Raw genomic sequence first — 13,122 nt, 5'->3', positions numbered from 1 at the left:
CCCGGCCGCGCGGCATCCGACGTTGCCGCGCGGCCGAGACGCACCGTCGTCGGTCGTGGAGTGGGGTGCTGAGCACGATGAGCGCGGTGCTGACGAGTCTGATCGCGGTCCTCGGCACCCTGCTGGGCGCGCTCGGCACCCACCTGCTCCAGCAGCGGGCCGCCGTGCGGACCGAGGCGAGGGAACGCGAGGAACTGCTACGCCGGGAACTCCTGGTCGCGTACAGCGGGTTCGCCGCGGCCGTCACCGAGCTCAAGCGGGCGGTCGTCACCGTGTGGCTGCGCCGGTCGGACCCGGTCGGGCTCGACGCGGCGCTCGCCGAGGCCGACCGGCTGGGCGCCCTGGCGGAGACGGCGCGCTTCCGGCTGCAGCTCGTCTCCGGCCGTCCCGAGCCGCTCGCCGATGCCGCCTTCGCGTCTGCGGGGGCGGTGCGCGACGCGGCCGGTGCGGCCGAACTCAAGGACCGGGAAGTCGAGTTCGAGGCAGCGGTCTCGGCGTTCATCGCGTCCGCTGCCGAACGTCTCGCGACCGGGTCCCACGCGCTGCCGTAGGCGGCCCGGTGGTGGTTCGTGCTCGGACTTCGTGTGCGGAACCCGTGCTCAGGTGGTGCGCAGCCAGATGTCCAGGGCGGTGAAGTCCGCGTCGGTGAGGCCGCGTTGGGGGTCCACCCGGTGGAGCAGCGCGCGGGCGGGGGAGTGGGCCGCGACCCAGCGGCGGTCCGCCTCGGTGATCTCGTCGTCCACCCAGGCGAACGGGCGGCCGTCGGCCCAGGCCACCAGCGCGCGGGTCTTCCAGTGCACCCCGCCCGGCTCGTCCTCCTCCTCCACCGGCCAGTCCACGAAGGGCAGTTGCGGCAGCCCCAGCCAGGGTGCCAGGCACTCGTCGGCGTCCGCCAGCCAGGTCGTCGCCCACACCGGTTCGCACGGCAGGCTCAGCAGGCGCGGCCCCAGCGCCGGGTTGACGCGGGCCGCCAACGGGTTCCCGCCCGGCGTCGTGCCGGAGTCGTACGGGCTGCGGTAGGTGGGGTAGCCGCCCGCGGGCGGGGCGCCGAAGGGGATCAGCGGTCCGTCCACGTCGAGGAAGAGCAAAGGGCGGTCGGTACCGGTCATGACGGCACGATAGCGGCCGCCGCGGGGGCCGTGGCGCGCCGATCGGCCACCCGGCCTGGATCGGGTGCGGCGGGATCTCGTAGGGTGGCGGCGCACGGAGTGTGGTGGCTGGCACCATGCGGGCAAGGGCATCAGACGCCGCGGGAGCGGCGGGGCGGGGCGGTGACCAGGAGATGGCGGAGACGACAGCGGTTTCCGGAGGTCCCGACCCGACAGCGGACTCGGGCCCCTGGGACGCCGTACCGCCACCGGGCCCGCGCCTGCCGTCCGAGGAGCACCCGCCCGGGCCCGCGGCGCTCTACGAGCCGCCGCCCGCGCCCCCGGCCGCACCGGCTCAGCTGCCTGCTCCGGTCCCCGCTGCAGTGCCCGCCGCCGTGCCCGATTCGGCGCCCGCCGCGGCGCCTGCTCCGGTCGCGCAGCAGCCCGCGCAGCAGCCCGCGCAGGTGCCGGCGCCGCCGGCTGCGCCGCCCGCCGCGCCACCCGCCGCACCGTTCGTCCCGCCGACCGGCTGGACGCTCACCGGGCTGCCCGCCGCAGGCGCTGCGTCCTCCGCGACACCGCCTCCGTTCCAGGCCGCGGGCGGCGTGCCGAATGGTGTGCCGGGCGCGGCCGCCGCTGCTACCGGGGGGCTCGGTGCCGCGCCGCGCGGACGGATCCTGGTGATCGAGGGCGGGTACGGCAACTCCGGCCGCCGTACCTGGGGCCGGGGCGGACCGACCCAGGCGCCGGTGCTCTCCGCGATGCTCGCCGCCGTCTCCCCGCAGGTGCTGCTCGCCGCCGACGCGGTGGATGCCGTCCACCTCCCGGGCGCCAGCGACCCGCACACCGTCCTCGCCCACCTGCGCGCCGCCTCCCGGCACCCCGGGCCGCTGCTGGTGCACGTGGGTGGTCACGTGGTCGCCGACAAGCGCGGCGGCCAGCTGCAGCTGACGCTGCGCGACGCCAAGCAGGACGGCCTGCCCTGGCAGGCCATCGCCGCCGAACTGAGTCACCGTCCGACCGAGTGGCAGACCCTGGTCATCGGCGACCTGAGCGCCGACCAGAACGCCTGGCCGTACCTCCAGGGCACCGTCTCGCCGCTCAGCGAGGGCATTCCGCTGTGGGCCGTGGTCAGCCCGGACCCGGAGCAGATCGGCACCTTCACCCGCGCGCTGATCGAGGCGCTGCACGGCGGCCGGCCCGGTGCGGGCGAGGTGCTCGCGCCCGAGCAACTGCGGCAGCAGGTGTACTCGGTGCTGCGGCCGGACGTGGTCATCCTGGCCACGCACACCCCGGACCGCCCGGTCTTCCGCAACACCGCGCGGCGCGGCGACGCCCCGTCGGCCGACCTGCCGCCGGTGACGGACGCGGTGCGGATCCCGGTCCAGACTGCGGACCGGGTCACGGACCGGGTCACGGACCGGGGCGCGGTGCCCGCGGAGCTTCCGCCGCCGTCGGCACCGTTGCTGCCGAGCCCCGTGCAGCCGCAGGACGGCTTCGTCGCGCGGCCGACGCCGACGCCTCCCGCCGCCCCGGTGGGCGTCGGCGGCCCGGTGAGCCTGGTCAAGCCGGGCGTGCCGCCCACCCCGCCCCGGCCGGCCCGTCCGGTCAGCCTGCTGAAGGCGGGCGAATCCGTCGAGTCCTTGGAATCGTCTGAGTCCGTCGGGTTCGCCGAATCCGCCGAGCCCGCCGGGTCCGCCGAGACTGACGTGGTGGCACCGGGCGTGACCCTGCGCAAGCCCGCCGCTGCCGACGCCGCGCCTGCGGACACCACGCCGGGTGGCAGCGCGACCCGGGCGGGCGTCACGCTCCTCAAGGGCCGGCCGGACGCTGCCGACGCCGCCGTCGAGCCCGAACTCCCGTCGGTGGAGGACGCGGTGGCGACCGCGGAGGCAGCGCAGGCCGTGGCGACGGCCGGGGAGGCCGACGTTGCCGTCGTCGAAGCAGCGGGCACGGAGTCGGAGGAGACGACCGAGGCCGAACCGACGGCCGACGTTCCCGCAGACGAGGTGCCGACGGAGCCGACGGACGAGGCGTCCGCTGACGCCGTGTCTGCCGACTCAGTGCCCCACGACGCAATGCCCCACGACGAGGTGCCCCACGGCGAGGTGCCCCAGGACGAGGCCCCGCAGGACGAGGTGCCGACCGACGCTGCGCCCGCTCCGGTGGAGGCTCCCGGCGCCGCGCCGGGCGAAGCCCCGGCCGTGGGCCGGCCGCGCGCGGACTACCGCGAGGTCATCGGACGGATCGTCCGCAGCGCCGACGCGGGGGACCACGCCGCCGCGACGGACCTGGCCTTCGCCCTCGAACTGGAGGCCATCTCCGAGCACGGCGCCGTCTCCGAGCCGGTGCTCCAGGTGCGTCAGGTCCGGGCGCACGTGTGCCGGCTCGCGGGCCGCCCGGCCGAGGCCGCGGAGATCTACCGCGAGGTGGCCCTGACGCTGCTCCGCTCGCAGGGCCCGGACCATCCGGAGACCCAGCAGGCGGCCACCAACGCGGAGGCCTGCTGGCGATCGATCACCGACCGCGCGGAGGCCATCCGCATCGCCCCGGAGATCATCGAGCTGCGCGCCTACCTCCCGGGCCCGGAGGGCCGCAAGCTCCGTGCCGCCGAGCGCTACCTCGCCCAGCTGGCCGCCACCGGCTGACGGGCAGCTGGGGGCAGAAAGCGCGTACAGAGAGCGGCGTACGGGGAGCGGCGCACAGAAGACAGCGCACAGAAAACAGCGGACAGCTGACAGATTTCGAAATCTGTCAGCTGTCCGCTGTCATTTGTCAGCTATCGGCCGTCAGCCGCGACCGGCCGACCGGCCGACCGAGCCGACACCCGATCAGCGACCGGCGATCGCGTGGACGAACTTGGCGGCGTCGATGGTGCCCAGGCCGCTGGAGAGGTCGTAGCCGGCGGTGGCGTTGTAGCCGGTGACGCCGTTCCAGCCGTTGTCGCCCTCCTTCACGTCCTTGATGCCGCTCCACTGGCTCGGGAGCAGGCTGAGGCCGTACAGGCGCCAGTTGATCTGGCCCAGGCGGTAGCCGGCGAGTTGGTCGGCGAGCGCGACGACACCCGAGAAGATCGGGGTGGCCTCGCTGGTGCCGCCGGTGAGGTGCCAGCCGACCGCGGTCGGGTCGTAGGACTCGTAGGTCCAGGCCCCGCCGTCGACGGCCGCGCTCATGCTGATGTCCGGCGTGCCGCGGTGGTTGCCGGTGACGTTGGCGACACCGGCCTGGTACCACGGGCGCTCGAAGACGCCGGAGACGCCACCGCCGCCGGCGCCGTACTTGTCGTGCCACACCTTGTCGTCCGCGGTGCGCTTGCCGCTGTCGTCCAGGGTCAGCTGGGTGCCGCCGATGGAGGTGACCAGCGGGTCCGAGGACGGCCAGGAGTTGACCTTGTACGGGTACAGGTCGGTGCCGTTCTCCTTGGCGTCGGTGGCGCCGTTGTCGCCGGAGGCGGCGAGCACGGTGACGTTGCGGTCGGCGGCGGCCTGGAAGGCGTAGCGCAGGTCGGTGATCGACTTGAAGTCGCCCTTGTCGAAGCCCGGGAAGGTGTTCTCGGTGGCGCCGAAGCTCTGCGAGATGACGTCGCCGCGGCCCTGCTTGATCAGGCTCTTCTCGGCGTCCATCATCTCGGGCAGGCCGGTGGTGCCCTCGGTCTCGGCGACGCCGGTCTCGACCAGGATGATGTGCGCGTCGGGGGCGACCGCGTGGGCGTACTCGACGTCCAGCGTGGTCTCGCCGGCCCAGCCGGTGTGGTCGGGGTTGGTCGGGTCGAAGACGGGGACGTTGCCCCACTTGACCACCTCGACGTTGGTGTCCGGGATGCCCCACTGCTTGTCGAAGACCTCCAGGTCGTGCTGGATGGTCGGCGAGCCGAAGGAGTCGACGATGACGATCGTGCGGCCCTTGCCCGTGACTCCCTGCTGGTACAGCGGGTTGAGGTTGTAGGCCTCGCGGTACTGCAGCGGCGAGTAGCAGTGGATGCCGATCTGGCTGACGCACTGGCTGGTGGTCAGCGGCGCCGGGCGCGCCTGGATGTTGTGGTGGCCGAAGGAGGCCGGGCGGACGTGGACGCCCGCGAGGTCGTGCGAGGGGGCGGCGGTCGCGGTGCCGACGGCCGGTACTGCGACGGTGCCGGCCGTGAGGGCGGTGGCCCCGACGGCGAGCAGAGCCAGGGCGCGGCGGAGGGAAGCGGGGCTGCCCATGGGACTCCTTGAGGGGGACGCGGGCCCGACCTGGTCCGGTCGGGTCGGTCCGGCCATCCCATCGACTGCAACATGATCATGCCATAGTCATTTGGTGGGGTAGTCCGATCAAGGGCATGGTCACGCTCGGCCACGCGAAAAGGTAAAGGCCGTCCCAGGGGAAGGTAACCCCGCATCTGGAACGGCCGACTGACTATCCGTCAGCAAACGTGCATCGTCTTCACAGTTTTCACCGTGTTGGCCAAGTTTACCAAGTTCACCGGCGTCGGGTAAGCCGCCGTCAGGTCAGCGGGCGCCGCCGTTGACGTACAGGGTCTGTCCGCTGACGTACGAGGCGTCCTCGCTGGCGAGGAAGGCCACCACCGACGCGATCTCCTCCGGCTGTCCGACCCGGCGCAGCGGCGTGCGGGCGGCGACCTCGGCCTGGTGGTCCCCGGCGCTGCTGCCGACCCGCTCGGCGGTGGCCGCGGTCATCGGGGTGGCGATGTAGCCCGGGGCGACGGCGTTGACGTTGATGTTGAACGGACCGAGCTCGATCGCCAGGGTGGCGGTGAGGCCCTGGATGCCGGCCTTGGCGGCCGCGTAGTTGGCCTGGCCCCGGTTACCGAGGGCGGAGCGCGAGCTGAGCGAGACGATCTTCCCGTACTTCTGCGCCACCATGTACCTCTGCGCGACGTGGCTGCAGTTGTACGCGCTGGTCAGGTTGACCGTCAGCACCGCGTCCCAGTCGGACTTGGGCATCTTGAAGAACAGGTTGTCCCGGGTGATCCCGGCGTTGTTGACCAGGATGTGCACCCCGCCCAGGTCGGCCGCGATCTGCGCGAACACCGCCTCGACCGCGTCGTAGTCGGCCACGTCGCAGCCGTACGCCCGGGCGGTGCCGCCCTTGGCGGTGATCTCGGCGACCGTCCCGGCCGCCCGCTCGGCGCTGAGGTCGACCACGGCGACCGTCGCGCCCTCCTCCGCCAGCAGGCGGGCGGTGGCCGCACCGATGCCCTGCGCCGCGCCGGTCACCACGGCGATCTTCCCCGCGAAACGGGTCATGTGAACTCCTTGGAAGGAAGAGTGTGTGGCGACAGCCGACGGAGGACGGCGAACAGCTGACAGATTTCATCATCTGTCATCCGTCATCTGTTCTCCGTCAGCTGTCGGTTGTCAGCTGTCTTCTGTACTTCTCGTATTTCTGGTACTTCTCGTACTTCTGGTACTTCCGGACTGTGGTCCCTGTCCGCTGTCAGACGTTCTCGACCAGCACGGCCGTACCCTGCCCCACGCCCACGCACATGGTGGCCAGGCCGCGCCGGGCGCCGGTCCGGCGCATGCGGTGCAGCAGGGTGGTGAGGATCCGGGCGCCGGAGCCGCCCAGCGGGTGGCCGAGGGCGATCGCCCCGCCGCTGGGGTTGACCAGTTCGTCGGCCTGCTCCGGGTCGAACCCGATGCCGTCGGCGGAGGCCAGCGCCTGGGCGGCGAAGGCCTCGTTGAGCTCGGCCGTCTCCAGGTCGGCGAGCGTCCAGCCGGCCCGTCCGAGCACCTTCGCCGTCGCCGGCACCGGGCCGATGCCCATGACGTCCGGGTGCACCCCGGCCGAGGCGCCGGCCACGTACCGGCCGAGCGGCTGCAGCCCGAGGTCGCGCAGCGCCTCCTCGCTGACCAGGACCAGCCCGGCCGCGCCGTCGTTCATCGGCGAGGCGTTCCCGGCCGTGACGGTGCCCCCGGGCCGGAAGACCGGCTTGAGCCCGGAGAGCTTCGCCAGGCTGGTGTCCTCCCGGATGCTCTCGTCCCGGCCGACCGTCACCCCGTCCGGCCGCTGGACCGGGATCAGCTCGGCGTCGAAGTGGCCGTCCTTGCGGGCGGCCGCCGCCTGCTGGTGGCTGCGCAGCGCGAAGGCGTCCTGGCGCTCGCGGGTGATGCCGTACCGGGTGGCGACCTCCTCGGCGGTCTCGCCCATGCTGAGCACCCCGTGCAGCTCGGCCATCCGGGGGTTGGTGAGCCGCCAGCCGAGCCGGGTGTCGAAGGTCTCCATCCGGTGCGGCAGCGCCTCGTCGGGGCGGGGCAGCACGAACGGGGCGCGGGTCATCGACTCGCAGCCGCCGGCGAGCACCACGTCGGCCTCGCCGGAGCCGATCGCCCGGGCGCCGAGGGTGACGGCCTCCAGGCCGGAGGCGCAGAGCCGGTTGACGGTGGCTCCGGGGACGGTCTCCGGCAGGCCGGCCAGCAGGACGGCCATCCGGGCGGCGTTGCGGTTGTCCTCGCCGGCCTGGTTGGCGGCGCCCCAGTAGACGTCGTCGATCCGGGCCGGGTCGAGGGTGGGTACGTCGGCGAGCAGGGCGCGCAGCACGGTGGCCGAGAGGTCGTCCGGGCGGACCGTGGCGAGCGCTCCGCGCAGCCGGCCGATGGGTGTGCGGCGGGCTGCGGCGAAGTAGACGGGACGCACGTCGTCGGGCTCCTTAACGAAAGGGGTGGGGGCTCTCACGGGTGTCAGAAGGCGTTGACGCCGGTGAGGGCGCGGCCGATGAGCAGTTGGTGGATCTGGCTGGTGCCCTCGTAGAGGGTCATCACCCGCGCGTCGCGCAGGTACTTGCCGACCGGGTACTCGTCGATGAACCCGTACCCGCCGAACACCTGGAGCGCGTTGTTGGCGGCCCGGACGGCGGCCTCGCTCGCGTAGAGCTTGGCGACGGAGGACTCGGTGGCGAACGGCAGGCCGCGTTCGATGTGGTCGGCGACCTTCCAGGTGAGCAGCCGGGCCGCCTCGACGTCCACGGCGATGCCGGCCAGCAGCTGCTGGACGAGCTGGTGCGAGGCGATCGGCCGCCCGAACTGCTCGCGCTCGCCCGCGTAGCGGACCGCGGCCTCCAGGCAGGCGCGGGCGATGCCGACGCAGCCGGCCGCGACCGACATCCGGCCCTTGGCCAGCGCGGCCATCGCGACCGTGAACCCCTTGCCGACCTCGCCGAGCCGGGCTTCGCCGTCCGGCACCCGGACGTCCTCGAAGGAGAGTTCGGCGGTGGCCTGGCCGCGCAGGCCGAGCTTGCCGTGGATCTCGGTGCGGGTGAAGCCGGGCAGGTCGGTGGGGACCAGGAAGGCGGTGATGCCCCGGTGGCCCCCTTGCTCGGGATCGTCGCCGCCGGTGCGGGCGAAGACCAGGGCGACGTCGGCCCAGGTGCCGTTGGTGATGAACGTCTTGGTGCCGTTGAGCACCCAGTCCGAGCCGTCCCGCACCGCGCGGGTGGTGAGGTTGGCGGCGTCCGAGCCGGTGCCGGGTTCGGTGAGCGCGAAGCAGGCGAGGGCCTCGCCCGAGGTGAGCCGGGGAAGCCAGGCCTGCTTCTGCTCCTCGGTGCCGAAGCTGTTGACGGACTTGCCGACCAGGCCGAGCGAGACCGAGACGATGCCGCGCACGGCCGAGTCGCCGCGCCCGAGCTCCTCCAGGACCAGGCAGTACGCGAGGTGGTCGCCGCCGCTGCCGCCGTACTCCTCGGGGATGGTCAGGCCGAGGAAGCCGACCTTCGCCAGCTTGCCCACGATCGCGCGGTCGACGGACTCGGCGCGGTCCCACTCGGTGGCGTACGGCACGATCTCGCGGTCGGTGAAGGCGGCGGCGAGGTCCCGGACGGCGCTCTGCTCCTCGGACAACTCCAGGTTCACGGCGGCTCCCGAATCCCGTGTCCAGGCCCGGGGGGAGGTCCGGGCCGATTAAACTAGCGCTGCAAGTTTTATGGGGGGACTGTAGCCCCGCCCGGCCCGCGCTGGGAAGGGGCACCTGCCAGAATCGGTCCCCACCACACCCGACCGGACGAACCGGAGGACGCCGCCGAGATGGCCCGCCCACGCACCCCGCTGCTCAGCCGCGAGCGCATCGTCGTCGCTGCTCTGCGGCTGATCGACGACGAGGGGCTGGACGCCCTCTCCACCCGCCGCCTCGCCACCGAGCTGTCGGTCAGCGGACCCTCGCTCTACAACCACTTCGCCACCAAGGACGAGCTGTTGGACGCGGTGGTGGACAGCGTCATCGGCGAAGTCGACCTGTCGATGTTCGGGCCCTCCGGGGCGTCCGGCACAGCCGGGGGCGCCGGAACCGCCGGGGTGCCCGGAACCGCCGGCGCGGCGGGGGAACGCGACACCGTAGGGCCTCTCGGGACCCCCTGGCCGGAGGCACTGCGCGACTGGGCCCGGTCCTACCGCGCCGCGCTGGCCGCCCACCCCAACATCGTCCCGGTCCTCGCCCAGGGCCCGCGGCGGCGGCCGAACGCGCTGCGCCTGGCCGACGCGGTCTTCGGGCACCTGGTCGAGGCCGGGTGGCCGCGCGGCCAGGCGACCAGGATCGGCGCACTGATGCGGTACTTCGTCACCGGCTCCGCACTGGCCTCCTTCGCGGCCGGCTTCCCGGCTGACGCCGAGGTCTACGACGCGGCCGACTACCCGCACCTCGGCGAGGCCCACCGGCTGGCCGGGCACCGGGGGACGGTCGACGAGGGCGCCTTCGAGACCGGCCTGGAGGCCCTGCTCGACGGGCTCGCCCTGCGCTTCGAGCGTCTCGCCCCGCGGCCGTAGCCCGCGCACCCGTAGGCCTCGTGGTTGCAGCACCTGCGTCCACGGCCCCCGCGTCCACGACCCCTGCGTCCACGGCCCCTGCGTCCACGGCCCAGCGCCCGCAGCCCTCGGACCCGGGCGCTACCAGGGCTCGCGCGGGACGAAGGCCGGCCGCAGGGACGGGTCCACCGGGTCGTAGTACCGGTGGTAGACCGGTGTCAGCCCACCCGAGACCGGGGGCACGATCCAGCTCCAGTCCGCCGGGGTCGCCCGGCCGAGTCGCTTCTCCTGGGCGACGTGCCTGAGGAAACGTTCCGACTCGGTGTGGTGGTCGGCGATCGTCACCCCGGCCTCCTGATAGGAGTGCAGCACGGCGATGTTGAGCTCGATCAGCGCGCGGTCGCGCCACAGCGTGCGGTCGCTGGAGGTGTCCAGGCCCAGCCGCTCGGCGACGGTGCCGAGCATGTCGTAGCGGTCGGCGTCGGCGAGGTTGCGGGCGCCGATCTCGGTGCCCATGTACCAGCCGTTGAACGGTGCGGCCGGATAGCGGATGCCGCCGATCTCCAGCGTCATGTCGCTGATCGCCGGCACCGCGTACCAGCGCAGACCGAGGTCGGCGAACCAGGCGTGCTCGGGGTGGCTGAGCGGTACCTCCAGCGTGGTGTCGTCCGGCAGTTCGTACCAGGCGGGGCGCTCGTCGGGCCGTTCCTGGATCAGCAGCGGCAGCGCCTCGAAGCGGTCCTCGGCGCACTTCCAGCCCAGTTCGCGGGCCCGGGCGGTGAGCGCGGCGCCGGCCGGGTCTCCGACGACCTCCCCGACGGCCTGCCCGTCGGCCCGGTGGCCGGCGTAGCGGACCAGCTGCTGGTTGAGGATGCGGGCGGCCGGGCGGTCCGGACGGTCGGGGGCGAACACCGACACCACCGGGCGGATCCGCCCGCCGTTGCCCGCCAGCCGCAGGTGCTCGAAGCACTCGGCGGCGATGTCGTCGGCCGAGGTGAGGTGGCGCAGGTCGCGGACGACCAGGCTGCGCCAGTAGAGCCGGCCGATGCAGCGGGCGGCGTTGCGCCAGGCGAGCTTGGCGCCGTAGGTGAGTTCGGCGGGGGTGTGCCGGTAGCTCCCGGTGCGGTCGATCTCGTCGAGGACGGCGCGCAGCCGCGGCTCCGGCGCCCCGGCGGCGGGTTGCTCGTGGTGGAACTGCCGGATGAAGTCGGCGGCCTGCTCCGGGTCGGTGAACGGCGGTGGTGCGGGCGGCAGTTGCTGCGCATCCTGTGAGAGCGAAGGCGAAGGCGAAGGCGAAGGCGGAAGCGGAAGCGGAAGCGGGAGCGAGAGCGTCGGCGCGTCCGGTTGGTGCGACAGGGGCGTCGGAACGCTCTGCGGGAACGCGTCCGGGTCCGAGAAGCCGCCGTGGGCCTGCGGGTGCGGGTGCGGGTGCGCGTGGGTGTGGGCGTACGGGCAGCCGCCGGTCGGTGCGGCGGCTGCGGTCCTGCGGGCGCGAAGCCGGTTGAAGATCAAGGACACATCCCTCCTGCCGCACAGGAGTACCGGAGGTGCTCGGTCCACCGCAGAGAGTGAACGATTCGGCCCCCGCACCCGCGCGGATCGCGCTAGGGTGCGGGGGCCGAAGGTCCGACTGTCGGATCAGCCGATGTCCGGCTGTCAGCCCATGTCCTCCAGGCGGACGCCCTTGGTCTCCTTCAGGTACTTCGCCACGAAGAGGACGGACAGCGCCGCGAAGGCGGCGTAGATCAGGTAGGTCGCCGACAGGTTCCACCGCGACATCGACGGGAACGAGACGGTGATCACCCAGTTGGCGATCCACTGCGCGGAGGCGGCGACGGAGAGCGCCGCGGCGCGGATCCGGTTCGGGAACATCTCGCCGAGCATCACCCAGACGACCACGCCCCAGGACATCGCGAAGAACAGCACGAAGGCGTTGGCGGCGACCAGGGCGACGGTGCCCTGCAGGTCGGGCAGGGTGAGGTTGTCGCCGCTGCCGGTGGCCGAGGAGAACGCCCAGCCGGCCGTGCCGAGCGCGACCGCCATGCCGACCGAGCCGATCAGGGCGAGCGGCTTGCGGCCGATCCGGTCGACCAGCACGATCGCGATCACGGTGCCGAGGATGTTGATGACCGAGCCGACGAAGCTGATCAGCAGCGAGTTGCTCTGGTCGATGCCGACCGACTGCCACAGGATCGACGAGTAGTAGAAGATCACGTTGATGCCGACCAGCTGCTGGAAGACCGACAGGCCGATGCCGACCCAGACGATCGGCAGCAGGCCGAAGCGGCCGCCGAGCAGGTCGCGGAAGCGCGGACGGTGGTCGGAGGCGATCAGCCCCTGGACCTCGGCGATCCGGGCGTCGGCGTCCACGCCCTCGCCCTCGACCTCGGCGAGCACCTTGCGGGCGTCCGCCAGGCGGTCGGCCTGGATCAGGTAGCGCGGGGACTCGGGGATGACCGAGGCGAGCACGAAGTAGACCGCGGCCGGGACGACGCAGATCCCCAGCATCCACTGCCAGGCCTCGAGGCCGAGCAGTTGACCGCGGGTGTCGCCGCCGGCGGACCGCGCCAGCAGCCAGTTGACCAGCTGGGATATCGCGATGCCGAGCACGATCGCGGCCTGCTGGAAGGAGGCCAGCCGGCCCCGGTACTTGGTCGGCGCGACCTCGGCGATGTAGGTCGGGGCGATCACCGAGGCGATGCCGATGGCCGCGCCGCCGAGGACGCGCCACAGGGCGAGGTCCCAGGCGGAGAAGGGCAGCATCGAGCCGACGGCGCTGACCGCGAACAGCAGCGCGCCCGCCTTCATGACCTTGATGCGGCCGTAGCGGTCGGCGAACCGGCCGGCCACTGCCGCACCCACGGCCGAGCCCAGCAGGGCCGAGGAGACGATCAGGCCGGTCACACCGTCGCCGACGCCGAACTTCTCCTGGATGCCCGAGACGGCGCCGTTGATCACGGAGCTGTCGTAGCCGAACAGGAACCCGCCGAGGGCCGCGGCGGCGGTGATGAAGACGACGAAGCCGAGGCGGCCGGGCGCGGGGGCCTCGACCGCCCCGGAGGGCTTCTGGGTGACGCTCACGATCTGACTCCTGGTACTCAACACTGAGCTCGGTAGCGAGATCGTAACCCTTATTCGTTTAAGTCTTGTACACCAGGAGGCTCACTCGCTGCTCCCAGAATTCGTAAGGTGAACAAGCAAATTGAGCTGCCCGGCCCCACGGCCGCCGGTGCCGCCGGGGCACGCTCCCTCGACGGCTCCCGACGGCTCCCGACGGCTCCCGACGGCTCCCCATGGCTCCC

General features: G+C 72.9%; 10 protein-coding genes. 3 read left to right on the top strand and 7 right to left on the bottom strand.

The window, feature by feature from the left end; all coding sequences use genetic code 11:
- Positions 1 to 65: 65 nt before the first annotated feature.
- Entirely contained in the window at positions 66 to 551 is a 486-nt protein-coding gene (gene kilB, locus ABTY56_RS04675) for a plasmid transfer protein KilB (RefSeq protein ID WP_350626519.1), read from the top strand.
- Between the two features lie 48 nt (positions 552 to 599).
- On the opposite strand, the gene ABTY56_RS04670 is transcribed toward kilB, so the two are convergent.
- Positions 600 to 1,109 carry an HAD domain-containing protein gene (locus ABTY56_RS04670; RefSeq protein WP_350626517.1) on the bottom strand — a complete coding sequence of 170 codons (510 nt, stop codon included), beginning with the start codon at positions 1,107 to 1,109 and terminating at the stop codon, positions 600 to 602.
- 374 nt (positions 1,110 to 1,483) lie between these two features.
- Between ABTY56_RS04670 and ABTY56_RS04665 the strand changes: the two genes are divergently transcribed.
- Positions 1,484 to 3,736 (top strand): hypothetical protein, encoded by a 2,253-nt coding sequence (locus ABTY56_RS04665; RefSeq protein WP_350626515.1) that lies wholly within the window; start codon positions 1,484 to 1,486, stop codon positions 3,734 to 3,736.
- Between the two features lie 183 nt (positions 3,737 to 3,919).
- Here the strand turns inward: ABTY56_RS04665 and ABTY56_RS04660 are convergent, their stop codons facing one another.
- From ABTY56_RS04660 to ABTY56_RS04645, 4 genes are all read right to left on the bottom strand, one after another.
- Positions 3,920 to 5,290, bottom strand: a complete 1,371-nt coding sequence (locus tag ABTY56_RS04660; protein ID WP_350626513.1) for a S53 family peptidase — start codon at positions 5,288 to 5,290, stop codon at positions 3,920 to 3,922.
- A 285-nt stretch (positions 5,291 to 5,575) separates the two neighbouring features.
- The gene (locus ABTY56_RS04655) at positions 5,576 to 6,334 is read right to left on the bottom strand and encodes a beta-ketoacyl-ACP reductase (protein WP_350626511.1); all 759 of its coding nucleotides are present in this window, start codon (positions 6,332 to 6,334) and stop codon (positions 5,576 to 5,578) included.
- Between the two features lie 190 nt (positions 6,335 to 6,524).
- Entirely contained in the window at positions 6,525 to 7,724 is a 1,200-nt protein-coding gene (locus ABTY56_RS04650) for a thiolase family protein (protein ID WP_350626509.1), read from the bottom strand.
- A gap of 44 nt (positions 7,725 to 7,768) precedes the next feature.
- Positions 7,769 to 8,935, bottom strand: a complete 1,167-nt coding sequence (locus ABTY56_RS04645) for an acyl-CoA dehydrogenase family protein (protein ID WP_350626507.1) — start codon at positions 8,933 to 8,935, stop codon at positions 7,769 to 7,771.
- Positions 8,936 to 9,106: 171 nt separating this feature from the next.
- Between ABTY56_RS04645 and ABTY56_RS04640 the strand changes: the two genes are divergently transcribed.
- The gene (locus ABTY56_RS04640; RefSeq protein WP_350626506.1) at positions 9,107 to 9,841 is read left to right on the top strand and encodes a TetR/AcrR family transcriptional regulator; all 735 of its coding nucleotides are present in this window, start codon (positions 9,107 to 9,109) and stop codon (positions 9,839 to 9,841) included.
- A 120-nt stretch (positions 9,842 to 9,961) separates the two neighbouring features.
- Here ABTY56_RS04640 and ABTY56_RS04635 read toward each other — a convergent pair whose 3' ends face one another.
- The gene (locus ABTY56_RS04635) at positions 9,962 to 11,074 is read right to left on the bottom strand and encodes a nitric oxide synthase oxygenase (RefSeq protein ID WP_350626655.1); all 1,113 of its coding nucleotides are present in this window, start codon (positions 11,072 to 11,074) and stop codon (positions 9,962 to 9,964) included.
- A gap of 402 nt (positions 11,075 to 11,476) precedes the next feature.
- The gene (locus ABTY56_RS04630; protein WP_502893024.1) at positions 11,477 to 12,904 is read right to left on the bottom strand and encodes a sugar porter family MFS transporter; all 1,428 of its coding nucleotides are present in this window, start codon (positions 12,902 to 12,904) and stop codon (positions 11,477 to 11,479) included.
- Positions 12,905 to 13,122: the final 218 nt, after the last annotated feature.

This window comes from Kitasatospora sp. NPDC097691 (genome assembly GCF_040302665.1).
Classification (GTDB): Bacteria; Actinomycetota; Actinomycetes; order Streptomycetales; family Streptomycetaceae; genus Kitasatospora.
Note: the sequence above shows the minus strand (reverse complement) of the source record. Positions and strands in the feature narration are given on the sequence as shown.

Bases quoted from the DNA above. Each gene is read 5' to 3' on its own strand.
- ABTY56_RS04640 (WP_350626506.1), top strand. From the start codon at position 9,107: ATGGCCCGCCCACGCACCCCGCTGCTCAGCCGCGAGCGCATCGTCGTC.
- ABTY56_RS04660 (WP_350626513.1), bottom strand. From the start codon at position 5,290: ATGGGCAGCCCCGCTTCCCTCCGCCGCGCCCTGGCTCTGCTCGCCGTC.
- ABTY56_RS04670 (WP_350626517.1), bottom strand. From the start codon at position 1,109: ATGACCGGTACCGACCGCCCTTTGCTCTTCCTCGACGTGGACGGACCG.
- ABTY56_RS04655 (WP_350626511.1), bottom strand. From the start codon at position 6,334: ATGACCCGTTTCGCGGGGAAGATCGCCGTGGTGACCGGCGCGGCGCAG.